Here is a 25,796-nt window from a genome sequence, read left to right as displayed (position 1 = left end):
CAATCCATCGCCCTTTGATGAAGGATCGTGCCATGAAACGACGCCTTGCAATCGCGACGGCCGTTTTGATTGGAAGTCTCGTGGCCGGCTCTGCGCTCGCGCAGCCTGCCGGTCCCGGTGGTCCCGGCTCCGGCTGGGGCAGGGACATGATGATGGGCCCCGGAATGATGGGACCGGGGATGATGGGCCGCGGTGGCGGCCGTGGCATGGGCTGGATGTGCTCACCGCAAGGCGCCGGTCTCGCCGAATGGCGCAAGCAGCGCATCGAGCAACTGCTGAAGCCAACCGAGGCGCAGCGTAAGGCGCTCGACGATCTGCAGGCCGCCTCGACCAAGGCGGCCGAAACCGTCGCCGCCGCCTGTCCGCGCGAGTTTCCGGCGAGCGCCCAGGCGCGGCTCGAACTGATGGAGAAGCGGATGGAAGCCATGCTCACCGCGATCAAGACGGTGCGTCCGGCCTTCGACGCCTTCTACGCCACGCTCACCGACGAACAGAAAGCGCAGCTCAATAAGGCCGGCCCGCGTCGCTGGGGCTGGCATGGCTGGCGTAACTAGAGCGTTTTCGAGCGAAGTGGAAACCGGTTCGCGTGAAGAAAACGCGTCTGAAAAGAAGCTAGAGCCCCGGCTTTGATTCTGTCAAAGCCGGAAAGGCTCTAGTCGTAGTCACAACACAGAAAAAAGCCCCGGCCGAGGCCGGGGCTTGTCAGTCAACATCGGGTGGGGAGGACGCCCCGCTCGATTCTTGTAATCCGTTATTCTCAGAACTTGTACGTCACGCCGGCGCCGATCAGCCACGGGTCGAGATTGACCTTGCCGGTGAGCGCGCCAACGTTGCTGTCGCCGTCCCAGTTCGGACGCAGCCAGAGCTTCTTGACGTCGACGTTGATGCCCCAGTGCCTGTCGATCATGTAGTCGAAACCGATCTGCAGCGCAGGCGACCAGGTGTTGTGCAGATGGCTGCGCGTGACGATGACGCCCGCGCCGTTGGCCGTGTTGCCGGCGGTCTGGCTGAAGAACACGGTGTAGTTCACGCCGGCGCCGATATAGGGCTTGAAGGCGCCGAAGTTGGTGAAGTGATATTGCAGCGTCAGGGTCGGAGGCAGCAGCCAGGCCTTGCCGACATCGAGACCGTTGGTGGCGGCGGCGCCGGTGCCGGTCACGTGATGCTTGGTGACGCCGAGGATGAGTTCGGCGGCGATGTTGCGGGTGAAGAAGTAGGTGATATCGAGTTCCGGCACGATCGTGTCGGTCGTGGTCAGCCCCGATCCGGCGACCTGATCGACGTGACCCGAGTTGCGGGTCACGACACCCAGCCCGCGCAAGCGAATCATCCACGGATTGAACATATCGGCGACCGGCGCCTTGTAGACCGGCTTGGCCGGCAGATCGGCAGCAACGGCGGACGCGCCCGTGAAACCGATGAACGCCGCGACGAGTGCTGGCGTAAGTTTACCTAACGTCATATTTGACCCCCTAACCCGGAAATTGTGCGGCGCGAATGCCGCGATCACCATTGATCGCTACCACTCAAGCCATCGTCGACCCCGGTAAAATTGATCAAGATCAAACAAAAACCGGAAGTGTGTTCTGGTTGCATCGGTGCCACAGTCTCAGCGATGCGATACCGCGAATATGACCCACTTCGATTTCCTGTAACGCACGAGATACCGGCCAATTGGTCATTCCCAGCGCTTATGGACCAAAATGGCGCAGGTCGATTCGAGCGCTCGCGCGATGGTGGGGGGCTCGACCGCCATGGCCTCCGCCCGACCTCAACGCCGTGGTCGTCCACGGCTGCCTAAGCGGGATAGATGGAAGACAATCGAGTGGGTCGAACTCGGTCGGGCCATCGCCTTCCGCGCGCGGTGATATTCTGCGGGTGGCGCAGCAGGGCTGACTTAAGTCGTAGCGCCCCGCTGCGGTCGGCGCTCGCAGCCGATCTTCCTTAGTCAAACCCCAAAGCAAGTAAATTGATTCGACGGTGGCGGCCGCCATCGCGCCTGCGATAGCCGGTGCGGACTTCGCACAATAGCTCCTCGGGACCAGCGCTACTTTAAGTCGCGAGGGTCGGCCGCCGGCGTGACGAAGCCCTCTCGTGGCGTCTCGCCCTGATACCGGAATTTACACGCAGCCCAGTTTGACATTCATCAAGGCTACCGGCGCGCCGGTCCCGGATATTCCGTCGCGGCCAGCATTCCCTCCGGCCAGCCATTCAACGGAACCTCCATCATGGCGAACGCGCTCGCTCCCCAAAAAAGAATGACGATCGGCGAAGGCGGCTTGGCGCTGGCATTTTCCGCCCTCGCGCTGCTGTCGATCGTGATCGCTGCCAAGGCCTATACGCCTGAGTACGCATTCCACGCCTACCTCTTTACGGCCGCGAGCATCGCGGCGGTCTTTGCCATCGCGAATCGGTACTTCGATCGCCCGGCCGAAAGGCCCGCGCTGGTCACCGCCGATGGCCGCCCGAACTACAATTTGGGTCCTGTGAAATTCGCCACCATCGCAGCCGTGTTCTGGGGTGTGGCCGGCTTCCTGGTCGGCGTCGTGATCGCGCTGCAACTCGCTTATCCGGCGCTGAACCTCGACTTGCCATGGACCAGCTTCGGCCGTTTGCGCCCGCTGCACACCTCCGCCGTGATCTTCGCCTTCGGCGGCAACGTGCTTCTGGCGACGTCGTTCTATGTCGTGCAGCGCACCTGCCGCGCGCGACTCGCCGGCGATCTGGCGCCGTGGTTCGTCGTGCTCGGCTATAACTTCTTTATCGTCATTGCCGGCACCGGCTATCTGCTCGGCGTGACGCAGGGCAAGGAATACGCCGAACCCGAATGGTACTCGGACCTGTGGCTGACGGTCGTCTGGGTCGTCTATCTGCTGGTGTTCCTGGCCACGATCTGGCGGCGGTCCGAGCCGCATATCTACGTGGCCAACTGGTTCTACCTTGCCTTCATTGTCACCATCGCGGTCCTGCACCTCGGCAACAATGCGACAGTGCCGGTTTCTCTGTTCTCGCCCAAGTCCTACATCGTGTGGTCGGGCGTGCAGGATGCGATGGTGCAATGGTGGTACGGCCATAACGCGGTCGGTTTCTTCCTCACCGCCGGCTTCCTCGCCATCATGTACTACTTCATCCCGAAGCGGGCCGATCGTCCGGTCTATTCCTACCGGCTGTCGATCATCCACTTCTGGGCGCTGATCTTCCTCTACATCTGGGCGGGCCCGCATCACCTGCACTACACGGCGTTGCCGGACTGGGCGCAGACGCTCGGCATGACCTTCTCGATCATGCTGTGGATGCCCTCCTGGGGCGGCATGATCAACGGCATCATGACGCTGTCGGGTGCCTGGGACAAACTGCGTACCGATCCGGTCTTGCGCATGATGGTGGTGTCGGTCGCCTTCTACGGCATGTCGACCTTCGAAGGTCCGATGATGTCGGTGAAGGTGGTGAACTCGCTGTCGCACTACACCGACTGGACCATCGGCCACGTCCACTCCGGCGCGCTCGGATGGGTCGCCTACATCTCCTTCGGCGCCATCTACTGCCTCGTGCCGTGGCTGTGGAACCGCAAGCTCTACTCGCTCAAGCTCGTCAACTGGCACTTCTGGATCTCGACCATCGGCATCGTGCTCTACATCACCGCGATGTGGGTGTCGGGCATCCTGCAGGGTCTGATGTGGCGCGCCTACACCTCGCTCGGCTTCCTCGAATACTCCTTCGTGGAAACGGTCGAGGCCATGCATCCCTTCTATGTGATCCGTGCGCTCGGCGGACTCCTGTTCCTCAGCGGCGCTCTGATCATGGTCTTCAATCTCTGGATGACGGTGAACTCCAAAGCCGTCGCCGGTGAAGCCGAAATCCGGCTCCAGCCTGCCGAATAAACGGGGACGACAATGTCACTTTGGCAAAAACACGCCATCTTCGAGAAGAACTCCATCGTTCTCGTTATCGGCATTCTCTTGGTGATAGCCGTCGGCGGTCTGGTCGAGATCGTGCCGCTGTTCTATCTCAAGAATACGATCGAGAAGGTCGCGGGCGTGCGGCCCTATACGCCGCTCGAACTCGCCGGCCGCAACATCTACGTCCGCGAGGGCTGCTACCTTTGCCACTCGCAGATGATCCGTCCGCTGCGCGACGAGGTCGAACGCTACGGCCACTACTCGCTGGCGGCCGAGAGCATGTATGACCGCCCGTTCCAATGGGGCTCGAAGCGCACCGGTCCCGATCTCGCTCGCGTTGGTGGCAAGTACTCCGACGACTGGCACCGCGACCATCTGGCCGATCCGCGCGCGGTGGTGCCAGGCTCGGTGATGCCGGCCTACAGCTTCCTCGCCAAGGCCGATCTCGACTTCAAGCACGTCGCCGAGGACATGAAGGTTCAGGCGCTGCTCGGCGTTCCTTATACGCCGGAGATGATCGAGAGCGCGACCAAGGATGTCGAGGTGCAGGCAACGGTCGACAACCCGGACGCCGCCGATCTCGTCAAGCGCTATCCCAAGGCGCTGGCACGCGACTTCGACGGCAATCCCGCCCGCGTGACCGAAGCCGATGCGCTGATTGCGTATCTGCAGATGCTCGGCACGTCGGTCGACTTCAAGATGTACGACGACAAAGCCAATATCCGGTGACCGTCAAGGTGAATTGATATGGATCCGACCTACAAAGCCGCCGCCGAGTTCGCCCAGACCTGGGGACTCATCTACTTCACCGCGATCTTTCTCGCCGTGGTCGTCTACGCCTTCTGGCCATCGCGAAAGAAGCAATTCGACGAAGCAGCGCGCATTCCGCTGCGGGAGGACTGAGCCGTGGCTGAGGAACACAAACAGATCGACGCCCTGACCGGTACCGCGACCACCGGTCATGAATGGGATGGGTTGCGTGAGCTCAATACGCCGCTGCCGCGGTGGTGGCTGTGGACCTTCTACCTCACCATCATCTGGTCGATCGGCTATTGGGTCGTCTACCCGGCCTGGCCGCTGGTGAGCGACGCGACCAAGGGCATGTTCGGCTACAACTCGCGCGCCGCCGTGGTCGAGGACATCACCGCCCTGCACGCGATGCGCGGGCCGATGATGCAGCAACTGGCGTCGGCCTCGACGGCCGACATCGCCGCCAGCCCGCAACTGATCGACTTCGCGCGGGCGCAAGGACGCGTTGCCTTCGCCGACAACTGCGCGCCGTGCCACGGCGCCGGCGGCGGCGGCGCCAAGGGCTATCCCAACCTCAATGACGACGACTGGCTGTGGGGCGGCAAGCTCGCGGATATCGAGCAGACCATCCGCTTCGGCATCCGCGGCGGTCACGACAGCGGCCGGCAGGGCAACATGCCGCCCTTCAAGGACGTGCTGAAGCCCGCCGAAATGTCGAACGTCGCCGACTATGCGCGCTCGCTGTCGGGTCTGCCGACCGAAGCCGGCGCCGATCTCAAGGCCGGTCAGAAGGTCTTTGCCGACAACTGCGCGGTCTGCCACGGCGACGCCGGCAAGGGTAACCGCGAGGTTGGCGCCCCGAACCTGACCGACAAGATCTGGCTCTACGGCTCCGACAAGGCGACCATCGTGCAGGGCCTTCAGAACGGCCGCGGCGGCGTCATGCCGGTCTGGGAAGGCCGCCTTTCCGAGCCGGTGATCAAGGCGCTGGCCGTCTATGTCTATGGTTTCGGCGGCGGCGAGAAGTAGCCAGTCACTAGCTCTGACAAGGTACTGACAACAAAGGAAAATCCCGGCCGCTCGGCCGGGATTTTTGCTTGAGGCAGATCAAGGTGCCAGATTACGGCGAGTCTAGATTTGCCGCGTAATTCCGGCGGAAGCGATCATGACACAACTTGAAGAACTGGTGCGGCAATCCGAGGTCAAGGCCGCGGCCCCTCCGCCATCGCCACCGTCGGCCGATGACGATATCGACGACATTCCGCTCTACGCCGCGCGCCGCAAAATCTATCCGCAGAGCGTGCATGGCACCTTCCGCCGCATCAAATGGGCGGTGCTGCTCATCACCCTGGGCATCTATTATCTGCTGCCCTTCGTGCGCTGGGATCGCGGGCCGAACGCGCCGTCGCAGGCGGTGCTGATCGATTTCCCGAACCGCCGCTTCTATTTCTTCTTCATCGAACTGTGGCCGCAGGAGGTCTACTACCTCACCGGTCTCCTGATCCTCGCCGCCATCGGCCTGTTCCTGATGAATGCGCTCGCCGGCCGCGTTTGGTGTGGCTATCTGTGCCCGCAGACGGTGTGGACCGATCTCTACATGGCGATCGAGCGCTTCACCGAGGGCGATCGCCGCGAGCACATGAAGCGCGAGTCGCAGCCGTGGACGCTCGAGACCTACGCGCGCAAGGGCGCTAAGCATTTCCTGTGGTTGATGGTGGCGTGGTGGACCGGCGGCGCCTGGGTTCTTTATTTTGCCGATGCCCCGACTTTGGTGAAGGATCTTGCCACGGGCAATGCGCCGTTCGTGGCCTATGCCTGGATCGGCATTCTCACCTTCACGACCTATGCGCTTGCCGGCCACATGCGCGAGCAGGTCTGCCTCTATATGTGCCCGTGGCCGCGCATTCAGGCGGCGCTGACCGACGAATATGCGCTGAACGTCACCTATCGTTACGATCGCGGCGAGCCGCGCATGTCGGCCAAGAAGGCCGAGCAGATGAAGGCGCACGGCGAGCGCGCCGGCGATTGCGTCGACTGCCTGCAATGCGTGCATGTCTGCCCGACTGGCATCGACATTCGCCAGGGCTCGCAGCTCGGCTGCATCCAGTGCGGGCTGTGCATCGACGCCTGCGACAATATCATGGCCAAGCTCGGCCGTCCGACACGTCTGATCGCCTATGACACCGACCTCAACATCAAGGCGCGTCAGGAGGGCAAGCCTTCGACGTACAGGCTGATCCGCTGGCGCACGTCGCTTTATGCTGCGATCATCGCCGTTGCCGGCGGCGTCATGCTTTATGCGCTGGCGACGCGCGGCTCGGAAGGCATCAGCGTCATCCACGACCGCAACCCGATGTTCGTGCGGCTGTCGGACGGCTCATTGCGCAACGGCTACACCATCCGCATCGTCAATAAGCAGCTCAAATCGCGCGACTTCATCGTCGCCGTGGAGGGCCTGCCGTCAACGCTGATCGACTATGTCGGCCTGCCGCCGCGCGCCGACGGCCGGCAGCTCGTCTCGGTCGGCCCGGACCAGACCAAGGAAGTGCGCGTGCTGGTCACCGATTACAGCCAGACGCCGCCGGCGGCCTCGACATCGATTCTGTTCAGCCTGATCGATATCGACTCCGGCGCCGTGGCGCAGGTGCGCGATCACTTCTTCGGTCCTGAGAGGAGATAACATGGCACAGCCGCACGACACCAAGCCGCGCGAAGTGACGGGCCGGACCGTCCTGTTCTCGCTGATCGGCTTCTTTGCCCTGGTCATGGGCGTTAACGCCGTGATGGTGAAGGCGGCAACCTCGACCTTCGGCGGCGTGCAGACCTCGAGTTCGTACAAGGCCGGGCTCCAGTTCAAGCAGGAGATCGCCGCCGCTGAAAAGCAGTCGGCGCGCAACTGGCGGGTCGACGGCAAGCTGATCCATGACAAGGCCGGCGAGGCCGTTCTCGACATCGCGGTGCGTGACGCCAAGGGCGAGCCGGTCACGGGTCTTGCCGCCGTGGCGCATCTCGAACACCCGGCCGATGCGCGGCGCGATCACGACGTGCCGCTCAGCCTCATCGGCGCCGGGCAGTTTCATGGCGTCGCGACAGCGCCCGCCGGACAATGGGAACTGGTCATCGACCTCGAGCGTGACGGCGAGCGCGTGTTCCGCTCGCGCAGCCGGGTGACGTTGAAGTAGGCGAGCCGCATATGACCGAAACCCTCGACGTCTCGCCTTACGTCAAGCCGGAAGCCGACGGCACCCATGGCATGGATGTAGCCGTGGAGGGTATCACATGCGGTGCATGCATTGCGCGTATTGAGCATGCGATGAAGAATTTGCCCGGCGTCACCGAGGCGCGGGTCAACTACACCAACCGCCGTCTGCATGTCGCCTGGTCCGATGCGCTCGACGAACCGGCGCGCATCTTCGATGCCCTGCGCTCCAGCGGCTATCGCGGCCATCCCTTCGTGCCGCTGCGCGCCGAAGAAGAAGAAGCGGCCGAGACGCGCCGGCTGACGCGCTGTCTCGCGGTGGCCGGCTTCGCCGCAATGAATGTGATGCTGCTGTCGGTGTCGGTGTGGTCGGGCAATGTCACCGACATCACGCCCGAAACGCGCGATTTCTTCCACTGGGCTTCGGCGCTGATTGCGCTGCCAGCGGCGGCCTATGCGGGCCAGCCGTTCTTCACCAGCGCATGGGCGGCGCTGCGCGCCGGCACGCTCAACATGAACGTGCCGATTTCGCTCGGCGTCATTCTGGCGCTCGGCATGTCGGTGGTTGAGACCGCCAATCACGCCGAGCACGCTTACTTCGACTCGGCGCTGATGCTGCTGTTCTTCTTGCTGGTCGGCCGTGCGCTCGAGCATGCGATGCGCCGGCGCACGCGTGCCACCGCCGGTAATCTCGCCGCGTTGCGGGCCGACACCGCGCATCGCTTCGTCGATGGCGAGCTGGTCAATGTGCTGGCGGGGTCGCTGCGCGCCGGTGATCGCATTCTGGTCAAGCCGGGCGAGCGCGTGCCTGCGGACGGCGAGGTGATCAACGGCACGTCCGAGATCGACGAAAGCCTGATCACCGGCGAGACCGCGCGCCGCGCCATCAAGGCCGGCGCCAAGGTCTATGCCGGCAGCCTCAACTTCACCGGCACGCTGACCATGCGGGTCACCGCCGGCGGCGGCAATTCGTTGCTCGACGAGATCGAGAAGCTGCTGGACAAGGCCGCCAGCGCCAAGTCGCGCACGCGGCGTCTCGCCGACGAGGCGGCGCGCATCTATTCGCCGGTGGTGCATCTCACCGCCGCGCTGACCTTCCTCGGCTGGTGGCTCTTTGGCGCGTCGGCGCACGACTCGATCCTGATCGCCATCGCGGTGTTGATCATCACCTGTCCCTGCGCACTGGCGCTGGCCATTCCGGCGGTGCAGGTCGTTGCTTCCGGCGCGCTGTTCCGGCGCGGCATCATCCTGAATGCCGGCGATGCCATCGAGCGCCTCGCCGAAGCCGACACCATCGTGTTCGACAAAACGGGCACGCTGACTTTGCCGGAGCCGCGCGTCGTCAATGATACCGACATCGATGCCGGTGTCATGCAGGCAGCGTCGCGGCTGGCGCAATCGAGCCGGCATCCGCTGGCCATGGCGCTGGCCAAGGAGGCGACGAGCACCACGCCGTTCGATGGCGCGGTGGAGGAGCCGGGGCAGGGCGTGCACGCCATCGTTGACGGCGTCGAAATGCGATTGGGTAGTGCGGGCTTCTGCCAGGTTTCTTCGGGGACGAACGGAGAGGGGGTCTCCCAAATCTATTTCCGCCATGGCGACCGCACCGCGGCGTTCGCGATCGCGCAAAGTCTGCGGCCTGACGCCATCGAGACCGTGCAGGCGCTGTGCGATCTCGGCTTCGACCTGCACATCCTGTCCGGCGACCGCAGGGAAGCGGTGGCGCCGGTGGCTGAAGCGCTCGGCATTCCGCAATGGATGGGCGGCGTCGATCCCGCGGAAAAGATCGCTTTCATCGATGCGCTCAAGCAGCGCGGCCGTCGCGTGCTGATGGTCGGCGACGGCCTCAACGACGCGCCGTCGCTCGCGGCTGCGCATGTCTCGCTGTCACCGATCTCGGCCGCCGACGTCACGCAGGCGCATGCCGACGCCGTGTTCCTCGGCGAGCGGCTGGTGGCCGTGCTCGACGCCATCACGATTTCGCGGCGCGCGCGCCACCTGATGGTGCAGAACCTGTGGCTCGCCGTGATCTACAATGCCATTGCCGTGCCGGTCGCTATCGCTGGTCTGGTGACGCCGTTGATTGCGGCGGCGGCGATGTCCGGTTCGTCGCTGCTGGTGACGCTGAATGCGCTGCGTGCGAATGCGAAGGATGCCGGCGCGGCAGCGGACAAAAACTCCGTTCATTCCCGCGCAAGCGGGAATCCAGAGTCTGTGCCCCCGCTTTCGCGAGGACGAACGGAAGTTGGATCGCCTGAAGAAACGAGCGTGACATGAACGTCATCATCTATCTGTTGCCGCTGGCGCTCGGCCTTGGCCTGCTCGGCCTGTTCGCCTTCCTCTGGTCGCTGCGCAGCGGCCAATACAACGACATGGAAGGCGCGGCCTATCGTGTGTTGTCGGATGACGATGTGGAGAATGGCAAGACGTGAGCGGCGCGCTTTCTTCCCCTCTCCCCTTGAGGGAGAGGGTGGATCGCGCTGAGCGGCAGCGAAGCGCGAGCCGGGTGAGGGGTCACAGTTCGCGTCGAAATCCGCCCCCTCACCCGCCTCGCCGCAACAGCGGCTCGGCACCCTCTCCCTCATAAGGGCGTTTACGCCCGTCTTCGACGGGCTATGGGGAGAGGGTAAGAAGAAGCGGCGCTACTTCTCCAGCATCACCGTCTCGAACTCGGCCGGCAGCACGATCTCCAATAGCTCGCAGTCGTCCGAATAGCCGAGCACGGTGTGCTTGATCTTTGGCGGCTGGATCCAGCACGAGCCGGCCGTGAAGGTGTGCACGCCTTCACCTTCGAACTCGGTCTTGTACCACCCCTTGAGCACATAGATCATCTGCAGGTCGACGTCATGAAAATGCGGATGCGCGACGTCCTCCGCCTTGAACGGCGGAATGAAGCGGATGACATGCGCCTGCACCATGCCGGAGGTGGCGAGGGCGAGGCCGAGATCGCGGTATTTGGCGTAAGAGCGCAGGCCCTGGTCGAAGTCGGCCTCGTTGTGATGGCTGACGTGGAATTTCTGCTTCGGCTTCTTGGCGCGGGTTTTGGCCGATACGGCACGGCGCGCATTGTGCTTGGCCGGTTTGCGCGGCTGCACCGGCTTCGGCAGCTTTTTCCTTGTTTTGGAACGCTTTTTGGCCATTGATGCCTCCCTCGGCGCCCGCAATTGGATCATGACCGCTGATTTCATGGAAGACCCGCCAAGCCCTGTCATCCGGATTTTCGTCGATGCGGATGCCTGCCCGGTCAAGAACGAGGTGTACCGGGTTGCCGAGCGCTACGGGCTCAAGGTTTTCATCGTCGCCAACTCGTTCATGAATGTGCCGCGCAGCGAGCTGATCGAGCGCGTCATTGTGCCGGAAGGCCCGGACGTCGCCGACCAATGGATCGCCGAGCGGGCGGGCGGGCATGACATCGTCGTTACCGCCGATGTTCCGCTGGCGGCGCGCTGCGTCAAGAACGGCTCCAGTGTGCTGTCGCCGACCGGCAAGGTGTTCGACGACGATGCCATCGGCATGGCGCTGGCGAGCCGCAACCTGATGGCCGATTTGCGCAGCGCCGGCGCCGTGACGCGCGGGCCGCCGCCTTTATCGCGGCAGGATGTGTCGCGCTTCCTCAGCGCGCTCGATCTGGCAGTAGGGCGGATTAGGCGCAGAGCGCCGTAATCCGCCGTCAGGCGGTGGGTTACGCGCCCGCGGCGCTAACCCACCCTACACATCTTTATTCAGCGGCAGTCGAAACGCCGCCATGGGCTTTCGACCAGCCGGCCGGATCGTTGATGAAGTTCTCGACCTCGGCCAGCATCTTCGGCTCGAAGCGGTCCATCTTCTTGGCGACGCGCAGCACGTCGCGCCAGGTCGTCAGGTAGTGCAGCGTGACGCCGAGATCGCCGAGGACCTTCTCGCCCTCTTTGTAGATGTTGTAGAAGAAGATCACCGTGCAGTGGTCGCAATGGCCGTCGGCGTCGCGGATCGCCTTGACGAAATTGACCTTGCTGCGGCCGTCTGTGGCGAGATCTTCCACCAGCAGCACGCGCTGACCGGCTTTGAGTTCGCCCTCGATCTGCGCGCCGCGGCCGAAGCCCTTGGGCTTCTTGCGCACATATTGCATCGGCAGGTGCATGCGGTCGGCGACCCAGGCGGCGAAGGGGATGCCCGCGGTCTCGCCGCCCGCCACCGCGTCGAGCTTGTCCCGGCCGATGTCGCGGTCGATGGCGTTGACCATGTAGCCCATGATCGCCGAGCGCACGTCCGGGAAGGAGATCAGCCAGCGCGAGTCGTTATAGACCGGGCTCGCCCAGCCCGAAGTGAAGATGAAGGGCTTGTCGCCCATGAACCGCACCGCGCCGGTGTCGAGATACATGCGGGCGGTGAGCTCGGCGATGGTGTCGCGGTCGAGGAAATGGGCGTCGGTGGTCATGGGGGGATAAAGCAAGAGCATGGCGACCGGGTCAAGACGTCTGCCTTTCTTCTCCCTCCCCCTGAAAGGGGGAGGGTCGGGGAGGGGTCATAGCGATCCCCACCCGGTTTGCTGCGCAAACCGACCTCCCCTTTTCAAGGGGAGGTGAAGCTAGGAATATCAATGCTCCGCCGCGACCCGCAGGCCGACATAGCGCTCCAGCGTCTCGGTATCCTTCTGCAGCTCGGCCGACGGCGCCCGGTGCATCACCGCGCCGCGCTCCAGCACGACGGCGTTTTCCGTCAGTTCCAGCGCCACGTCGGTGTGCTGCTCGACGAGGACGATGGCGAGCTTCTGACCGGAGAGCATCAGCTTCACCGCGCCGATCAGTTCCTCGACGATGACCGGGGCGAGGCCCTCGAACGGCTCGTCGAGCAGGAGCAGCGACGGGTTGGTCATCAGCGCGCGCGCGATCGCCAGCATCTGCTGCTCGCCGCCGGAGAGCTGGTTGCCCATGTTGCGCTTGCGCTCGTTGAGGCGCGGAAACATCCTGTAGATCGCCTCGAGCGACCACTCGCCGCCGCGCGCTGCCACCGTGAGGTTTTCCTCCACCGACAGCGACGGGAAAATCTCGCGCTCCTGCGCCACCCAGGCGATGCCGTTATTGGCGCGCCAGTGCGGCGGCTGCCGCGAGATATCCTGGCCGCGCCAGAACACCTGGCCGGCCTTCATCTGGGTGAAGCCCATGATGGTGAGCATCAGCGTCGATTTGCCGACGCCGTTGCGGCCAAGCACGGCGAGTGCGCCGTGATTCCCGATCTCCAGCGAAATGTCGTTGAGCACCACGGCGTCGCCGTAGCCCGCCGTCACGTTGGTCAGTCGGAGGAGGGCATCAGCCATGTTTGCGCGTCCCCAGATAGACCTCGCGCACGCCGGGGTCGGTCGAGATTTCGGCGGGCGAACCTTGCGTGAAGATGGCGCCGCCGACCAGCACGATGATGTGGGTGGCGAAGCGGAACACGACATGCATGTCGTGTTCGATGAACAGCAAAGTCAGTTCGTCGGACAGGCCGGCGACGACCTCGAAGATTTCGCCCGACTCTTCGACCGGCACGCCGGCCGCCGGCTCGTCGAGCAGCAGCACCTTCGGCTTGGTGGCCAGCGCCAGTGCGATCTCGAGCAGGCGCTGGCGGCCATAGGGCAGTTCGCGCGTCGTCTGATACGCGGCGTCGCCGAGCTTGAGCTTGGCGAGGATTTCGTAGGCTTCCTCGATGGCGTCCTTGTTGCCGGCGATGTTCTGCCAGAAGCGGCCGGCGATGCCGCGGCGCTCGCACACCGCGAGCGTGACGGCTTCGAGCGGGTTGAGGCCGGCGAACAGAGTATTGATCTGGAAGGTGCGCGCCAGCCCACGCTTGACGCGCGCCTGCGGTTTCATCGCGGTGACGTCTTCGCCGCCGAGCACGATCTGGCCGGCGTTCGGCACCAGCATGCCGGTCATCAGGTTGATGAGCGTGGTCTTGCCGGCGCCGTTCGGGCCGATGAGCGCGTAGCGGGCGCCGACCGGCAAATCGATATTGATGTCGCGCGCCACCACCAGCGAGCCGAAGCTCTTCTGCACGCCACGCGCTGAAAGGGCAATCGTTTGCGCGCTCATGTGCGCCTCCAGCGCGCCGTGAGTTTAGACAGGCCGCCGAGAATGCCGTTCGGCAACAGCATCACCACCACCACCAGCAGAACGCCGATCCAGAAATACCAGTACTGCGGATTGATGCCGGAGAACTGGTCGCGCGCGATCAGGAACACCGCGGCGCCGATCAGTCCGCCATAGAGCCGTCCGGCGCCGCCCAGCACCAGCATCACCAAGACGTCGGCGGAGCGTTCGAAGCTGAGCACTTCGAGGGCCACCGTCTCGGTGGTCTGCGCCAGGATGCCGCCGGCGATGCCGGCAATGATCGCCGAGATCGTGTAGACCTTGCGGATATGGGCGCGGCTGTCGGCACCGATTGCCGGCATGCGCGTGAAGTTCTCGCGGATGCCGCGCAGCGCCAGGCCGAAGGGCGAATTGATCAGGTGGCGCGTGAACAGGAAGCACAGGAACAGGATGCCGAGCGCGTAGCCGTAAGCGGTGTAGCCGTAGAGATCGAACTTGAAGACGCCGAACACCGGCTGGATCGACACGCCCTGCAGGCCATCGGAGCCGCCGGTCAGCCAGCTCGCGCTGTTGGCCGCCTCGTGTAGCAACAGGCCAAGGCCGAGCGTGATCATGATCAGCGTCAGGTGCCGGAAGCGCGAGATGATGAAGCTCGACGCGTAGCCGACCACGCCAGCGACGAGCGCTGCGACCAGAAGGCCGCTGAAGGGCTCGCCCCACACGAATTTGGTGAAAATGCCGGCTGAGTAGGCCCCGAGGCCGAAGAAGGCGGCATGGCCGAGCGAGACGATGCCGGCATAGCCGAGGATGAGATCGAGCGACAGCGCGAACAGCGCCGTGATGGCGATCTGGCTCGCCAGCGAGAGGTAAGTCGGGAACAGCCAGAACGGCAGCAGCGTCGCGAGCCAGAACGCGATCTCGAGCGCGCGCCAGCGGCTCAGTTGCTGCATGTAGGTTTGCGGCGTCATGGTGTGGGCCGGATCGAGCACTGTCATGACCGCTTCCCGAACAGGCCGGCCGGTTTCCACATCAGCACTGCCACCATCACCAGATAGATCAGGAAGCCACCGAGCTCGGGCACATAATACTTGCCGGCGATGTCGCTGATGCCGATGAGGCAGGCGGCGGCGAACGAGCCGGCGATCGAACCGAGGCCGCCGACCGAAACGACGATCAGCACATAGACCAGATAGATGAAGGCGAAATGCGGATCGAGGCCGACGATCTCGATCGCCAGCGCGCCGCCGAGACCGGCGAGGCCGGAGCCGAGCGCGAAGGTAACGGCGAAGGTGCGGTCGACGTCGATGCCGAGGCCGCGCGCCATGCGCTGGTTATCGACCGCGGCGCGGACCTGCGCGCCGAAGCGGGTGTGCTCCAGGGTCATGACCAGCAGGATGGTCACGACGATACCAACAGCGACCAGAAACATGCGGTAGATGCCGATGTTCAGGCCAAGGAAGTTGATCGAGCCGCGCATATAGCTCGGCATGGCGACCGGCTGCTGTGTGGTGCCGAAGAACCAGGCGGCGGCGGCGACCGAAATGAAGGCGAGGCCGATGGTCAGCAGCACCTGATCAAGATCGGTAGCACGGTACAGTTTACGATAAAGCGTGCGCTCGACGACCACACTCACCAGAGCCGCGGAGAGGAAGGCGAAGGGCAGCGTGGCGAAGAAATTCCAGTTGAAGTCCTTCATCAGCATGACGGCGACGTAAGCGCCGATCATGCCGAAGGCGCAGTGCGCCAGATTGACGAAATTCATCAGGCCGAGCGTGACCGACATCCCGACCGACAGCAGAAACAGGAGCATGCCATAGGCAATGCCGTCGAACAGGACACCGAAGACAGGAGGAAGCATGGGTGTTGCGCCGCGCCTTTTTAAAAGTTTTGCATTCGTAACTGATTCAGTGCCGCTCTAAGCCGCCACCCCCATCCGCATGGGACAGTCGCCCATAGCAAAACTTTTCCAAGTCTGCACCGGATTCTGCGCTTGTTGCAGCGCAAATCTGATTTGTGAGGATTTGTCAGGAAGGGCCCAGTGCGCGGCATGCCCACTGGGTGGCCCACACGAAACGGGGCGGCCGAACGCAGCCGCCCCAAAGCGCGGGACTGAGTCCGGCTCAGTTGTTCTTCATCGCGGCCTTGACCGGATCCTTGACGTTCTCGACCTTGTCGAACTCGACATTGACGAGCTTGCCGCCGACCTTCTCGACCTTGCGGATATAGATGGTCTGCACGACGTCCCGGGTTTCCGGATCGATCATCATCGGGCCGCGCGGGCTTTCCCACTTCATGCCCTTGGCGGCGTTGACCAGCGCCTCGCCGTCGGTCTTGCCGGCGGTCTTCTTCAGCGCCTCGTAGATCAGGTGCATGCCGTCATAGCCGCCGGCGACGAAGAAGTTCGGGTTTTCGCCGTTATTGTCCTTCCTGTATTCGGCGACGAACTTCTCGTTGAGCGCGGACTTGTGATTGTGATCGTAGGTCCAGGCGGTAATGACGCCGAGTGCGTTGTCACCCATGTTGGCGAGCGCCGAGTCGTCGGTCAGTTCGCCGGTGCCCATGATCTTGGTCTTGCTGACGTCGACGCCGCGTTCGGCGAAAGCCTTGCCGATTGCCGCCGGCTGCGAGCCGCCAGGGATGAAGACGAAGATCGATTCCGGATTGAGGTCCTTGGCGCGCTGCACATAGGCCGAGAAATCCGGATTGGCGACGGCCATGCGCACCGAGCCGACGACCTCGCCGCCGGACGCCTTGATGGCGCCCTGGAACGAGGTTTCGGCGTCGTGGCCGGGGCCGTAGTCCGAAACCATGGTGTAGGCCTTTTTGACGCCGTTCTTGACGGCCCAGGATCCCAAAGTCGCCGAGACCTGCGGCAGGGTGAACGACGTGCGCACCGAGTAATTCGACTTGGTGGTGATGATCGAGGTCGCGGCGTTCATGATGACCATGAACTTCTTGGCTTCGGCCGAGATATCGGCCGCCGCCATGGCGTTCGGCGTCAGCAGGAAGCCGGCGAGAATGTCGACATTGTCGCGCACCACGAGTTCCTGCGCGAGTCGCTTGGCGACCGGCGGCTGCGGGCCGGCGACGTCCTTGCGGATGATCTCGATCTTCTTGCCGGCGACGGTGTCGCCGTTCAGTTTCATGTACAGCTTGATGCCGGCGTCCATCTGCTTGGCGCCGTCGGCGAATTGTCCCGAGTAGGGCAGGATCACGCCGATCTTGACGGTGTCCTGCGCCTGGGCCGTTGAAACGCACGCCAGGGCGAGCGCAGCCGCGCTGGCATAGAGCATGGATCTCATCGCAGTCTCCTCCGCGTTTAGTGCTTGTTCGATACCTGCCGCACCACGGCGACGTATCTTGTCGCGCGGGATAATGCCTGAGCGTCCGCAGGAAGGAAAGCCGGGCGGCCGTTCGCCGGCTTGTGAAAATCGAACATGTGCTTGCAAGAATCGAACGCTGCGCGTTTTGCCGCAGCTTCTCCACGGTGCACGCCGTCTCCGGCCGGGACAGACAGCGTGCCGCGGGTTGGAAGTTCTCCGCCGGCGATCGCGGATAGAATAATTTTCTGCCGCGATCCGGCGCTTGTTTAAGTCAGCGGCGCTTACGCAAAAGCAATGGTGCAAGCGGTCGCCGGCCAGCCTCCGCGCGACGTCAGGCGAGCGACAATGTCGCCCGTTCGTATTGCCCGCTGCCCATCCCGCCTTCGGGGAAGATGCCGTGGGCGGCGATCCACTCGAAGGATTCTTCGTAGACCTCCTTCGTGTACGGTTCGAACACCAGCCGTTCGCCCGGTCCCCAGCGCCGCGTGTCCATCTTCGCGTGGAAGCGGTCGGGGAATTCGTTTTTGTAGAAGTGCGTGTAAAGCTCGGGCCGCAGGTCGATGTCACGCTGGGCGCGGCGCAGCGCGCGGAAGAACTTGCGCAGGTCTTCCGGGTCGGGATCGCCATGGATCATGGTGCCGATCATGAAGGTGGCGTCGAGCACCTTGCGGTAGCCGAGTTGCTCGGCAAAGTAATAAGGCCCGTTGAACAGATGCACCGCCGGCGCGGTGCCGTCGAACAAGTGCTCCATGCGCTTGAACAGCATGCCGGTCTCGTAGCGCAGATTGATGTCGCCCGGCTTGAGGAACTGCTCGAGCGCCTGCACCGTGGCGTAATGACTGCCGGACTGGTAGCCGACGGAGATCGGCACTCCGGCGAGATCTTCCGGCGTTTTGATCTTTGAATCCGGCGCCACGAAGATGCCGGCGGTCGCCACCGAATAAACATCGGTGAGCATGCGGCCGTGGCCGTTCGACGCCGCGACATTCACGGTCCAGTGACAAGCGCAGGAGACGCTCGCCTGCCGGCCTTCCTCGAAGGACTGGAAGGCGCCCTTCGAGCCCTTGTCGTGCTGCTTGCCGTCGGTCGCCCGCATCAATTCGCGGAATTCGTAGTCGAGCCCTTCGTCGGTGAAGTAGCCCTTGTCGTCCGCCACCCATTCCTGCAGGCGGAAATGCGGTTCGATGATGAACTTGGCCATGCGTTTGCTCCCTTTCCTTTATTGATTTTCGATTCTTGTCAGCGGCCGCCGCCGCACACGCAGGCGCGCTCCCTCTCCCCGTTGGGGAGAGGGCGGGGGTGAGGGGGGGCCTGAATCGAGAGTTTGTAACCCCTCACCCGCCGCGCGTTGTGCGGCGACCTCTCCCTATGGGAGAGGTGAAGAGAGAACGTGGCCGTCAGCAACACGAACTCCCTCCATCTCTCTCCCCATGCTCCGCCACGCGCCGGGCGCGGATCATGCCGACATGATCGGACATCAGCGCGCGCGCCGCGGCACCGTCGCGCATTTCGATCAGGTCGGTGAGCTTGATGTGGGTATCGAGAATGTGACGCGCGAGCTTGGGCGTCGCCGTGGCGTTGCGGCGCGGCCACGAAATGTGTTCGAGCGACAGAAGCTGCACGACGATGACGCGGTTGTGCGAGGCCTCCGCCACCGCGAGGTGGAAGTCGCGCGATGCCCGAGTGAAACGATCAAGATCGTCGATCGCGGCTTCCGCCTGGTCGAGCAGGGCGCGCAGCCGGGCGATGTCGTCGGCCGTCGCATGTTCGGCGGCGAGTTCGGCGCCGAGCGTTTCGATGGCGCGCTGCACGTCCATGATCTCGGCGGCGGACACGCCGGAGAGATCGAGCTGCACGGCGAGCGCTTCGGCGAACAGCCGCGGATTGCCGTGGGCGATGCGCGCGCCGCCGCCTTTGCCCATGCGGATTTCGACAATGCCGAGCGCCTCCAGCGTGCGCAGCGCGTCACGGGCGACGATGCGGCTGGTGCCGAAACGGGCGGCGAGTTCTTTCTCGCTGCCGAGGAAATCGCCGGGCTTGAGCGCCTTGGCGAAAAGCTGGTCGCGCACCTCGGCGACCATTTGCGCGGAGAGGGAAGAGGAGCGGCCGGCGAACATGATGCGCGCCGTGAGCTGGCCGCTCATGGCAACCGGCAGTCCCAATGCTGACCGGGTCTTGGCCGTCTTGGCGCTGCTGCGCGGCATCGGCGTCCTCCTGTCGCGCCCCGGGCGCGCCTCTTCGGGCGTCGTCTCACAGGTTGCTTCCGGAGTATGCAGCTACCGGATATGATAGTAAAGATATTATCTTATGGATTTGTGAGGGCCGGCAGTCGTGCAGAACGTCCTCCCGGCAAGCTCTCTCGTCGTCCCCGCGAAGGCGGGGACCCATATCCACAGCCGTCGCGATACGGCTCGGAGGGTGGCTATGGGGCCCGGGTTTCGCTGACGCTCGCCCGGGACGACAGCTCAGGGCTACGCGTCTCTGAAAAAATATTCCTAGGACTATTGACACCCATCCGGGTCTAGCCCTATATTCCCATTCATCCCGCCCCTGCTAGCGAGGGGTGTCTGATCAGCGTCTCCAGACGCTGGGGCGGGGAGCGGTGGCCGGGTTGGGGCGTCGGAGATGCGGCGCAGTTTCCCTCCCGGCGGTCCAAGCCGCATCGGTCCTGGCGCGCTAAACCGCGCGCAACGGGGAGTGTAACTGGGCGTGGGGTGACGGGAGGTTGCCTTACGTCCTGAAGAAATCCCACAGCGGTGGATAGGCTGTCCCGACGTAAGAAGGGCCCGCCTGAAAGGTCGTGAGTCCACCGGGGGCCATGCGGAGCAAACCTAAGAAACACCGCGCGCGGAACGCCAAAGGCTCGGCAATTCCGTGGTGACTAACTCGTGTGAATCTAACTCACACTCGCACGAGGCTGCGGGGCTGTTCGAGCCCCGGCGTTCCGCGCGCCCTCGTTATTTAAGGGGTGCTGGAAATGCGAAACGGGAATGCGGCCTGCCCGGGGCCGATCAAACAACACGGGCGATGACGCACGACTATTCTCTTTACCCTCCCCCTTGTGGGGAGGGTCGACTGATGGCGCGAAGCGACAGCAGTCGGGGTGGGGGTCGAGGATGTTCGCGATTACCCCCACCCCGGCTCGCATCTTCGATGCTCGCCGACCCTCCCCACAAGGGGGAGGGTAAGAAGGCGCCCGCCGCCTCATCCCTTCGCCAATCGCAGACCCAGCCTTGCGCAAGCGCGCATTGCCGATACGTGCGGCGTCGATCATGGTCGCGGACTTTGACGCCGCCGCCGAACGAAAGACACTCAATGAACTTTGAACTGACACTTGCGGCCATCGCCGCCATCTTCCTGCTCGCCGGCTTCGTCAAAGGTGTCATCGGCATGGGATTGCCGACGGTCGCCATCGGTCTGCTCGGGCTGATGATGCCGCCGGCGCAGGCAGCGGCGATGCTGATCGTGCCGTCGCTCGTCAGCAATATCTGGCAGGCCGTGGTCGGCGGCGCGTTTCGCGAACTCGTTACGCGGCTGTGGCCGTTGTTCGCCGGCATCGTCGTCGGCGCCGCGATCGGCGCGCTCTGGCTGGTGCGGAGCGGCGGCAGCACGGCGACGTTGTGGCTTGGCGTCGCGCTCGCGGCCTATGCGCTGCTCGGTCTGTTCAAGGTCGAGTTCACGGTGCCGGCCTCGCGCGAAGGCATCATTGGCTTCGTCTGCGGCATCGCGACCGGTGCGATCTCGGTCGGCACCGGTGTCTTCGCCATCCCGATGGTGCCGTATATTCAGGGCCTTGGCCTCGACCGGCACAGGCTGGTGCAGGCGCTCGGGCTGTCTTTCACCATCTGCACCATCGCGCTCGCCGCCGCGCTGCGTCACGCCGGCGAAATCGACGCCGATCTCTTGTGGCCGTCGCTGGCCGGCCTGGTCGCGGTGCTTGCGGGGATGCGGTTCGGGCAACTGCTGCGCGGCCACATCAAGCCCGAGATTTTCCGGCTATGCTTTTTTGTCGGTCTGCTGATGCTGGGCGGGCATCTGGCGTTGCGCTCTATCCTGTGATGGACTGTATGCACGCAAACGATTTACCGGAGCCGAGCGCATGAAAGTCGTCGACCTCTCCCACGTCATGAACGTGCATACGCCCGGCTGGGTCGGCTATGCCGGCAACAAGATGTACTACGCGCAGAATTTGCAGACGGTTCGCATCGTCGCGCAGCGCATCGACACCGCGCTGCATGTCGGCACCCATTTCGACGGCGCCATGCATGCGACGGACGATCCGAACGGCGATATGGCGCACCTGCCGCTCGATTACCTGATGAATCGCGGCGTCGTGGTCGACATCTCGAAGCACATGCACGACTGGGCGGTGATCACGCCGGAGATCATCGAATCCTCCGGCGCCGATATCCGCGAGGGCGATATCCTTATTCTGCACACCGGCTGGCACAAACATTATGAAGGCCGGCCGCAGCAGGATCTGGTGAAGTACTTCTGCTATCACCCGGGGCCGAACCTCGACACGCTGCACTGGATGCTGAAAAAGAAGATCAAGTGGTGGGGCATGGACACGGGTTCATGTGATCATGCCATGAACACCTCGATCCGCTTCATGCGTCCCGACATCGCCGAGGAGTTCACCAAGAAGCACGGCAAGACGCCGGGCGAGTTCTTCGGCACCTTCGAGTTCACGCACAAGAAGTCGGGCCGGTTGGTGCGCGACAATGTGTTTCCGTTCCACACCTGGGCCTTCGCCGAAGGCCTGCTGCACGCCGAGAATATCGGCGGCGACATCGAGCTGATGCTCAACAAGCGCTGCGTCATCGGCGCATTTCCGTGGCGCTACGAAGGGCTGGAAAGCTGCCCGTGCCGCATCGTCTGCTTCGAGGACACCGACATGTCGGTCGAGGCGATCGGTGACGCCGCGCGGGCGATTATTCCGCGGCGATGATCAAGAGGCGCGGGCGAGGCGTGCATCCGGCGCGTTGTTCTGCAGCGTCGTCTGGATCGCCTCGCGCAAGGTTCCGTAATCGGCGGCGCCCCATTGCTTGACGTGAATGTCGGCGAGCAGCTTTGCCGACTTGCCGAAGACCACGATGCGGTCGCCGACCTCGATGGCCTCCTCGAGCTGGTGGGTGATGAGAATGGCGGTCGAGCCGCATTCGCGCGCCAGCGCCAGGAACTCGCCGCGCAATTCGGCGGCGGTGACCTCATCGAGATGGCCGAAGGCTTCGTCGGCGAGCAGGATTTCCGGTTGCACGGCGAAGGCCCGTGCGATGGCGACGCGCTGGCGCATGCCGCCCGACAGCTCGTGCGGGTAGGCATTGATGAATTTGGCGAGCCCCAACCGTGTCAGCCATTTCAAGGCACGTTCGCGCTGCTCGGTCTCCGGCACGCGCAGCAGTTCGAGCGGCAGTTTGGCGTTGTCGAGCGCGGTTCGCCACGGCAACAGGCGGTCCTGCTGGAATACGGTGGCGATCTTGCCGCGGAAGTAGTCGAAATCGGCGAAGGGGCTGCGCTCGCCGATCATCAGCGTGCCTTCGGTCGGTCTGTCGAGCCCGATCATCAGATCGAAGAAAGTCGACTTGCCGCAGCCTGTCTGACCGACGATGGCGACCACTTCCTTCGGCGCAATGGTCAGATCGAGCCGGTCGATGGCGACCACCGATTGCCCCGACGTCGTTTGCCGGAACACCTTGCGCAGTCCGCATACGGTGATGGGCGGCGGACCGCTCATGTGCGCCACCGCAGCAGCCGGTGCTCGATGCGCGCGACCAGCGCCTCGAGCAGGAACAAGAGCGCCACCAGCACGATGGTCCAGGCGAACACGTCGGATACCGAGAACAGTTCCTGCGCGACCGACAATTGATGGCCTATGCCGGTCACGGCCCCGACCAGTTCGGCGATGGTGACGACACGGATGGCGAGGCTGATATTCACCTTCCAGCTGGTGAAAATGCTGGGCAGGATCGCCGGCAGCATCAGCTTGACGAAGTAGTCAGTCGTCGTCGGCCGGAACGACAGCATCATGTTGCGCAGGTCGCGCGACACCCCGCGCATGGCATCGAGCGAGTCGACCAGGAACACGGGGCCGCAGACGACCACCAGCACGAAGGCGATGCGGAATTCGACGCCGGGAAACCACAGCACCGCGAACAGAATCCACGACACCACCGGCACCGCCATCAGGATGCGGATCATCGGATGCAGGTAATTGTCGAGCGTTTCGGAGCGGTACATCGCCATGGCGGCGAGCACGCCGAGGACGAAGGAGACGATGAGTGCGCCGATGACACGCGCCAGGGTCACGACGATGTCGATCGGCGTGATCTTGACCATGCTCTGCGCGATCTTGACGAAGCTGGGCACCGCGAAAGGCGGAATGCCGAGATAGGGCGCGAGATGGGACAGCGTTTCCCACGCCGCGGCAAAGATCAGCAGGGAAACGAGAGTCTGCTTCGGAAAGGCGATGTCCGGCGCAGACTCCCGGGGAGTCTCGAGGGCCATCGGGCTACTGAACGTGGAAAATCTTGTCGTCCGGCATCTGCGTGTAGAAACCGGCCTTTACCGCCAGCTCCATCATGTCCTTGACCGATTTTTTGGCGGCGGCATCCGACATCGGCTTGACCGAAAGCTGCAAGCGGCCGCCGGAGATCGCGGCGGTGAGGACGCCGGGCGGCAGCTTGGTGGTTTCGGCGCCGATCTTGTCGGCCGCCGCGGTCTCCTCATGGAAGACCTTGGCGACGTCGGCTAGCGCGGCGATCAGTTTCTTCGGCGCGGTCGGGTCTTTCTCGATCAGGCTGGCGCGCATGGCGGGTACCAACTCCCAGCCGGTCTCGCCGGTGACGTCCTTCCAGCCTTCGGCGCCGTTGAAGATAATCTTCCAGTCCGGATTCTGCTTTGTGATGATGCTGGCGAGCGGCTCGATCACCATCGCGGCGTCGACGCGGCCCGCCTCCAACTGCGCGCGTGCAACGGCAAAGTTGGCGTTGACCACGGTGATGTCCTTGCCGAGGTCGATGCCCTTGGCCAGCGCATAGATCTTCACCACCTGGAACTGGGCGCTGCCCATATCCATGGCAATCTGCTTGCCCTTGAGGTCGGCGAGCGACTTGATCGCCGGGTCCTTGGCGAAGATCACGAGGTCGGCGAGCGTGATGCCGGTGCCGATGATGCGGGCCGGCACACCTTCCTGATAGAGCTTCTGAAAAACTGTCGGCCCGCCAAGCACGACATCGGTCTCGCCGGTCGCGAAGCCGGCGTAATAGGCAGAGATCGCGGGATAGGGCTGAATTTCGAGCGTGAAACCGTGCTTCTCGTCCAAGCCGCGTGTCTTCATGATATTCCAGACCAGCGGCGCGATGACCGGCAGCGTCAGGCTGGAAACCTTGATGGTGGTCTTCTGTTGCGCCCCGGCCTGCGGCGCGAAAGCCGTGGCGAGAGCAAAAGCAGCGATCAGTGCAATAACGCGGCGCCGAAAAGCGAACATCGACTTTTCTCCCTGAAGGAAGCGACCCAAACATTTGCCTGAAGCCGCGCGGCTCCAAGCGTGTTTAATCGTCCGTCAAGTCCGGGCGGTGGGGCAAGTCTTGCTCAAGTCTTGCTCATCCGCCGGCCCTGTCGAACAGGACCCCGGCAATTTGTCGTCTTTGGACTTTACTCGGGCTTTGTTTGTGTGCAAACTAATTCGCGTCGTGGCAGCGAGGGAAACGATGTCGCAGATCCAAACGAGGGATGGCGTCAGCCTCTATTACGAGGAAGCCGGAAGCGGCACGCCCATCGTATTCGTCCACGAATATGCCGGCGACTGGCGCACCTGGGAGCCGCAGATGCGGTTCTTCTCGCGAGCGCATCGTTGCATCACCTATAGCCAGCGCGGCTATCCGCCGTCCGACGTGCCGACCGATCCGGCGAAATACGGGCAGGGCTTGGCCGTTGACGATGTCATCGCGCTCCTGGATGCGCTCAAGATCGACAAGGCGCATATCGTCGGTCATTCGATGGGTGCGCTCACCGCGCTGCTGGTCGGCGTCAAATATCCGGAAAGGTGTCTCTCGGTCATGACGGCCGGCTGCGGCTATGGCTCGAGCCCCGATGCCAAACTGGTCGAGCAGACGCGCGAAGCGTCGCGCGAAACCGCCAAGATGTTCGAAACCGTCGATTTTCCGACCGCAGCCGCGCGCTATGCCGACGGCGCGACGCGCCAGACCCACAAATACAAGGACCCGCGCGGCTTCGCCGAGTTCGCAAAGATGCTGGCGGAGCATTCGCCGGTCGGCCACGCCATGACCATGCGTGAAGTGCAGGCCAAGCGCCCGACCTTGTGGGACATCCAGGACGACCTGAAGAAGTTCAAGCTGCCGCTTCTGGTATTGGTCGGCGACGAGGACGACTGGTGCCTTGAAGCCAGTGTCTTCATCAAGCGTACGGTGCCGACCGCGGGCCTCGTGGTCATCCCGCGCTCGGGTCACACCATTACCAGCGAAGAGCCGGCAGCGTTCAACGCGGCGCTCGCCGACCTCATCGCCAATGCCGAGGCCGGCAAGTGGATGTCACACCGAGCCCCGTAAAACCGACA

Annotated in this window: 26 protein-coding genes; 13 read left to right on the top strand and 13 right to left on the bottom strand. The window is 63.6% G+C overall.

The window, feature by feature from the left end:
- Positions 1-32: 32 nt before the first annotated feature.
- Positions 33-554: a Spy/CpxP family protein refolding chaperone gene (locus E8Q40_RS20720; protein WP_137046305.1), complete on the top strand. Its 522-nt coding sequence runs from the start codon at positions 33-35 to the stop codon at positions 552-554.
- Positions 555-757: 203 nt separating this feature from the next.
- Here E8Q40_RS20720 and E8Q40_RS20715 read toward each other — a convergent pair whose 3' ends face one another.
- The gene (locus E8Q40_RS20715) at positions 758-1,462 is read right to left on the bottom strand and encodes an OmpW family protein (RefSeq protein WP_137046304.1); all 705 of its coding nucleotides are present in this window, start codon (positions 1,460-1,462) and stop codon (positions 758-760) included.
- A 796-nt stretch (positions 1,463-2,258) separates the two neighbouring features.
- Between E8Q40_RS20715 and ccoN the strand changes: the two genes are divergently transcribed.
- The 8 genes from ccoN (at position 2,259) to ccoS (ending at position 10,280) form a co-directional block, all read left to right on the top strand.
- Positions 2,259-3,881, top strand: coding sequence for a cytochrome-c oxidase, cbb3-type subunit I (gene ccoN, locus E8Q40_RS20710; RefSeq protein WP_137046303.1), 1,623 nt, complete (start codon positions 2,259-2,261; stop codon positions 3,879-3,881).
- 12 nt (positions 3,882-3,893) lie between these two features.
- The gene (gene ccoO / locus E8Q40_RS20705) at positions 3,894-4,628 is read left to right on the top strand and encodes a cytochrome-c oxidase, cbb3-type subunit II (RefSeq protein ID WP_137046302.1); all 735 of its coding nucleotides are present in this window, start codon (positions 3,894-3,896) and stop codon (positions 4,626-4,628) included.
- Between the two features lie 18 nt (positions 4,629-4,646).
- The gene (locus E8Q40_RS20700; RefSeq protein WP_137046301.1) at positions 4,647-4,802 is read left to right on the top strand and encodes a cbb3-type cytochrome c oxidase subunit 3; all 156 of its coding nucleotides are present in this window, start codon (positions 4,647-4,649) and stop codon (positions 4,800-4,802) included.
- Positions 4,803-4,805: 3 nt separating this feature from the next.
- Entirely contained in the window at positions 4,806-5,678 is an 873-nt protein-coding gene (gene ccoP, locus E8Q40_RS20695; RefSeq protein WP_137046300.1) for a cytochrome-c oxidase, cbb3-type subunit III, read from the top strand.
- Positions 5,679-5,814: 136 nt separating this feature from the next.
- Entirely contained in the window at positions 5,815-7,329 is a 1,515-nt protein-coding gene (gene ccoG / locus E8Q40_RS20690; protein ID WP_137046299.1) for a cytochrome c oxidase accessory protein CcoG, read from the top strand.
- Position 7,330: 1 nt separating this feature from the next.
- The gene (locus E8Q40_RS20685; RefSeq protein ID WP_137046298.1) at positions 7,331-7,831 is read left to right on the top strand and encodes a FixH family protein; all 501 of its coding nucleotides are present in this window, start codon (positions 7,331-7,333) and stop codon (positions 7,829-7,831) included.
- An 11-nt stretch (positions 7,832-7,842) separates the two neighbouring features.
- Entirely contained in the window at positions 7,843-10,125 is a 2,283-nt protein-coding gene (locus E8Q40_RS20680; protein ID WP_137046297.1) for a heavy metal translocating P-type ATPase, read from the top strand.
- Positions 10,122-10,280 (top strand): cbb3-type cytochrome oxidase assembly protein CcoS, encoded by a 159-nt coding sequence (gene ccoS, locus E8Q40_RS20675; protein WP_137046296.1) that lies wholly within the window; start codon positions 10,122-10,124, stop codon positions 10,278-10,280. Before E8Q40_RS20680 ends, ccoS begins: the two co-directional genes overlap by 4 nt.
- Positions 10,281-10,490: 210 nt before the next feature.
- Here ccoS and E8Q40_RS20670 read toward each other — a convergent pair whose 3' ends face one another.
- On the bottom strand, positions 10,491-10,988 hold the full coding sequence (locus E8Q40_RS20670) for a cupin domain-containing protein (RefSeq protein WP_246662944.1): 498 nt from the start codon (positions 10,986-10,988) through the stop codon (positions 10,491-10,493).
- 46 nt (positions 10,989-11,034) lie between these two features.
- Between E8Q40_RS20670 and E8Q40_RS20665 the strand changes: the two genes are divergently transcribed.
- The gene (locus E8Q40_RS20665) at positions 11,035-11,511 is read left to right on the top strand and encodes a YaiI/YqxD family protein (protein ID WP_137046864.1); all 477 of its coding nucleotides are present in this window, start codon (positions 11,035-11,037) and stop codon (positions 11,509-11,511) included.
- A gap of 55 nt (positions 11,512-11,566) precedes the next feature.
- Here E8Q40_RS20665 and E8Q40_RS20660 read toward each other — a convergent pair whose 3' ends face one another.
- The 8 genes from E8Q40_RS20660 to E8Q40_RS20625 form a co-directional block, all read right to left on the bottom strand.
- Entirely contained in the window at positions 11,567-12,265 is a 699-nt protein-coding gene (locus tag E8Q40_RS20660; RefSeq protein WP_137046295.1) for an orotate phosphoribosyltransferase, read from the bottom strand.
- A 159-nt stretch (positions 12,266-12,424) separates the two neighbouring features.
- Positions 12,425-13,144, bottom strand: coding sequence for an ABC transporter ATP-binding protein (locus E8Q40_RS20655; protein WP_137046294.1), 720 nt, complete (start codon positions 13,142-13,144; stop codon positions 12,425-12,427).
- Positions 13,137-13,898, bottom strand: coding sequence for an ABC transporter ATP-binding protein (locus E8Q40_RS20650; protein WP_137046293.1), 762 nt, complete (start codon positions 13,896-13,898; stop codon positions 13,137-13,139). Before E8Q40_RS20650 ends, E8Q40_RS20655 begins: the two co-directional genes overlap by 8 nt.
- A complete protein-coding gene (locus E8Q40_RS20645) occupies positions 13,895-14,890 on the bottom strand; it encodes a branched-chain amino acid ABC transporter permease (RefSeq protein ID WP_246662943.1) in 996 nt (331 codons plus the stop codon). Before E8Q40_RS20645 ends, E8Q40_RS20650 begins: the two co-directional genes overlap by 4 nt.
- Entirely contained in the window at positions 14,887-15,753 is an 867-nt protein-coding gene (locus E8Q40_RS20640; RefSeq protein ID WP_137046292.1) for a branched-chain amino acid ABC transporter permease, read from the bottom strand. Before E8Q40_RS20640 ends, E8Q40_RS20645 begins: the two co-directional genes overlap by 4 nt.
- A gap of 262 nt (positions 15,754-16,015) precedes the next feature.
- Complete coding sequence (locus E8Q40_RS20635) at positions 16,016-17,197, bottom strand: ABC transporter substrate-binding protein (protein WP_137046291.1); 1,182 nt, start codon at positions 17,195-17,197, stop codon at positions 16,016-16,018.
- Between the two features lie 352 nt (positions 17,198-17,549).
- Positions 17,550-18,419 carry an ABC transporter substrate-binding protein gene (locus E8Q40_RS20630; protein ID WP_137046290.1) on the bottom strand — a complete coding sequence of 290 codons (870 nt, stop codon included), beginning with the start codon at positions 18,417-18,419 and terminating at the stop codon, positions 17,550-17,552.
- A 196-nt stretch (positions 18,420-18,615) separates the two neighbouring features.
- The gene (locus E8Q40_RS20625; protein ID WP_137046289.1) at positions 18,616-19,422 is read right to left on the bottom strand and encodes a FadR/GntR family transcriptional regulator; all 807 of its coding nucleotides are present in this window, start codon (positions 19,420-19,422) and stop codon (positions 18,616-18,618) included.
- 1,111 nt (positions 19,423-20,533) lie between these two features.
- Between E8Q40_RS20625 and E8Q40_RS20620 the strand changes: the two genes are divergently transcribed.
- Both E8Q40_RS20620 and E8Q40_RS20615 read left to right on the top strand, forming a co-directional pair.
- Entirely contained in the window at positions 20,534-21,277 is a 744-nt protein-coding gene (locus tag E8Q40_RS20620) for a sulfite exporter TauE/SafE family protein (protein WP_137046288.1), read from the top strand.
- A gap of 40 nt (positions 21,278-21,317) precedes the next feature.
- Positions 21,318-22,169 (top strand): cyclase family protein, encoded by an 852-nt coding sequence (locus tag E8Q40_RS20615; protein WP_137046287.1) that lies wholly within the window; start codon positions 21,318-21,320, stop codon positions 22,167-22,169.
- On the opposite strand, the gene E8Q40_RS20610 is transcribed toward E8Q40_RS20615, so the two are convergent.
- Genes E8Q40_RS20610 through E8Q40_RS20600 form a run of 3 tightly spaced genes read right to left on the bottom strand, consistent with a single transcriptional unit; the run spans position 22,170 to position 24,707 of the window.
- A complete protein-coding gene (locus tag E8Q40_RS20610) occupies positions 22,170-22,955 on the bottom strand; it encodes an ABC transporter ATP-binding protein (RefSeq protein WP_137046286.1) in 786 nt (261 codons plus the stop codon).
- On the bottom strand, positions 22,952-23,725 hold the full coding sequence (locus tag E8Q40_RS20605) for an ABC transporter permease (protein WP_137046285.1): 774 nt from the start codon (positions 23,723-23,725) through the stop codon (positions 22,952-22,954). The genes E8Q40_RS20610 and E8Q40_RS20605 overlap by 4 nt, the downstream gene beginning before the upstream one ends.
- Before the next feature lie 4 nt (positions 23,726-23,729).
- Positions 23,730-24,707 (bottom strand): ABC transporter substrate-binding protein, encoded by a 978-nt coding sequence (locus tag E8Q40_RS20600; RefSeq protein ID WP_137046284.1) that lies wholly within the window; start codon positions 24,705-24,707, stop codon positions 23,730-23,732.
- Positions 24,708-24,930: 223 nt separating this feature from the next.
- Here E8Q40_RS20600 and E8Q40_RS20595 point away from each other — a divergent pair, with 223 nt between their 5' ends.
- Positions 24,931-25,788 (top strand): alpha/beta fold hydrolase, encoded by an 858-nt coding sequence (locus E8Q40_RS20595; protein ID WP_137046283.1) that lies wholly within the window; start codon positions 24,931-24,933, stop codon positions 25,786-25,788.
- The last annotated feature ends 8 nt before the right edge of the window (positions 25,789-25,796 follow it).

This window comes from Pseudolabrys sp. FHR47 (assembly GCF_005153485.1).
Taxonomy (GTDB): Bacteria; Pseudomonadota; Alphaproteobacteria; order Rhizobiales; family Xanthobacteraceae; genus Pseudolabrys.
Note: the sequence above shows the minus strand (reverse complement) of the source record. Positions and strands in the feature narration are given on the sequence as shown.

Bases quoted from the DNA above. Each gene is read 5' to 3' on its own strand.
- E8Q40_RS20615 (WP_137046287.1), top strand. From the start codon at position 21,318: ATGAAAGTCGTCGACCTCTCCCACGTCATGAACGTGCATACGCCCGGC.
- E8Q40_RS20720 (WP_137046305.1), top strand. From the start codon at position 33: ATGAAACGACGCCTTGCAATCGCGACGGCCGTTTTGATTGGAAGTCTC.
- ccoO (WP_137046302.1), top strand. From the start codon at position 3,894: ATGTCACTTTGGCAAAAACACGCCATCTTCGAGAAGAACTCCATCGTT.
- ccoS (WP_137046296.1), top strand. From the start codon at position 10,122: ATGAACGTCATCATCTATCTGTTGCCGCTGGCGCTCGGCCTTGGCCTG.
- E8Q40_RS20640 (WP_137046292.1), bottom strand. From the start codon at position 15,753: ATGCTTCCTCCTGTCTTCGGTGTCCTGTTCGACGGCATTGCCTATGGC.
- E8Q40_RS20670 (WP_246662944.1), bottom strand. From the start codon at position 10,988: ATGGCCAAAAAGCGTTCCAAAACAAGGAAAAAGCTGCCGAAGCCGGTG.
- E8Q40_RS20620 (WP_137046288.1), top strand. From the start codon at position 20,534: ATGAACTTTGAACTGACACTTGCGGCCATCGCCGCCATCTTCCTGCTC.
- E8Q40_RS20645 (WP_246662943.1), bottom strand. From the start codon at position 14,890: ATGACAGTGCTCGATCCGGCCCACACCATGACGCCGCAAACCTACATG.
- E8Q40_RS20610 (WP_137046286.1), bottom strand. From the start codon at position 22,955: ATGAGCGGTCCGCCGCCCATCACCGTATGCGGACTGCGCAAGGTGTTC.
- E8Q40_RS20685 (WP_137046298.1), top strand. From the start codon at position 7,331: ATGGCACAGCCGCACGACACCAAGCCGCGCGAAGTGACGGGCCGGACC.
- E8Q40_RS20655 (WP_137046294.1), bottom strand. From the start codon at position 13,144: ATGGCTGATGCCCTCCTCCGACTGACCAACGTGACGGCGGGCTACGGC.
- E8Q40_RS20625 (WP_137046289.1), bottom strand. From the start codon at position 19,422: ATGCCGCGCAGCAGCGCCAAGACGGCCAAGACCCGGTCAGCATTGGGA.
- ccoN (WP_137046303.1), top strand. From the start codon at position 2,259: ATGACGATCGGCGAAGGCGGCTTGGCGCTGGCATTTTCCGCCCTCGCG.
- E8Q40_RS20595 (WP_137046283.1), top strand. From the start codon at position 24,931: ATGTCGCAGATCCAAACGAGGGATGGCGTCAGCCTCTATTACGAGGAA.
- E8Q40_RS20680 (WP_137046297.1), top strand. From the start codon at position 7,843: ATGACCGAAACCCTCGACGTCTCGCCTTACGTCAAGCCGGAAGCCGAC.
- E8Q40_RS20630 (WP_137046290.1), bottom strand. From the start codon at position 18,419: ATGGCCAAGTTCATCATCGAACCGCATTTCCGCCTGCAGGAATGGGTG.
- E8Q40_RS20650 (WP_137046293.1), bottom strand. From the start codon at position 13,898: ATGAGCGCGCAAACGATTGCCCTTTCAGCGCGTGGCGTGCAGAAGAGC.
- E8Q40_RS20605 (WP_137046285.1), bottom strand. From the start codon at position 23,725: ATGGCCCTCGAGACTCCCCGGGAGTCTGCGCCGGACATCGCCTTTCCG.
- E8Q40_RS20600 (WP_137046284.1), bottom strand. From the start codon at position 24,707: ATGTTCGCTTTTCGGCGCCGCGTTATTGCACTGATCGCTGCTTTTGCT.
- E8Q40_RS20635 (WP_137046291.1), bottom strand. From the start codon at position 17,197: ATGAGATCCATGCTCTATGCCAGCGCGGCTGCGCTCGCCCTGGCGTGC.
- ccoG (WP_137046299.1), top strand. From the start codon at position 5,815: ATGACACAACTTGAAGAACTGGTGCGGCAATCCGAGGTCAAGGCCGCG.
- E8Q40_RS20660 (WP_137046295.1), bottom strand. From the start codon at position 12,265: ATGACCACCGACGCCCATTTCCTCGACCGCGACACCATCGCCGAGCTC.
- E8Q40_RS20715 (WP_137046304.1), bottom strand. From the start codon at position 1,462: ATGACGTTAGGTAAACTTACGCCAGCACTCGTCGCGGCGTTCATCGGT.
- E8Q40_RS20665 (WP_137046864.1), top strand. From the start codon at position 11,035: ATGGAAGACCCGCCAAGCCCTGTCATCCGGATTTTCGTCGATGCGGAT.
- E8Q40_RS20700 (WP_137046301.1), top strand. From the start codon at position 4,647: ATGGATCCGACCTACAAAGCCGCCGCCGAGTTCGCCCAGACCTGGGGA.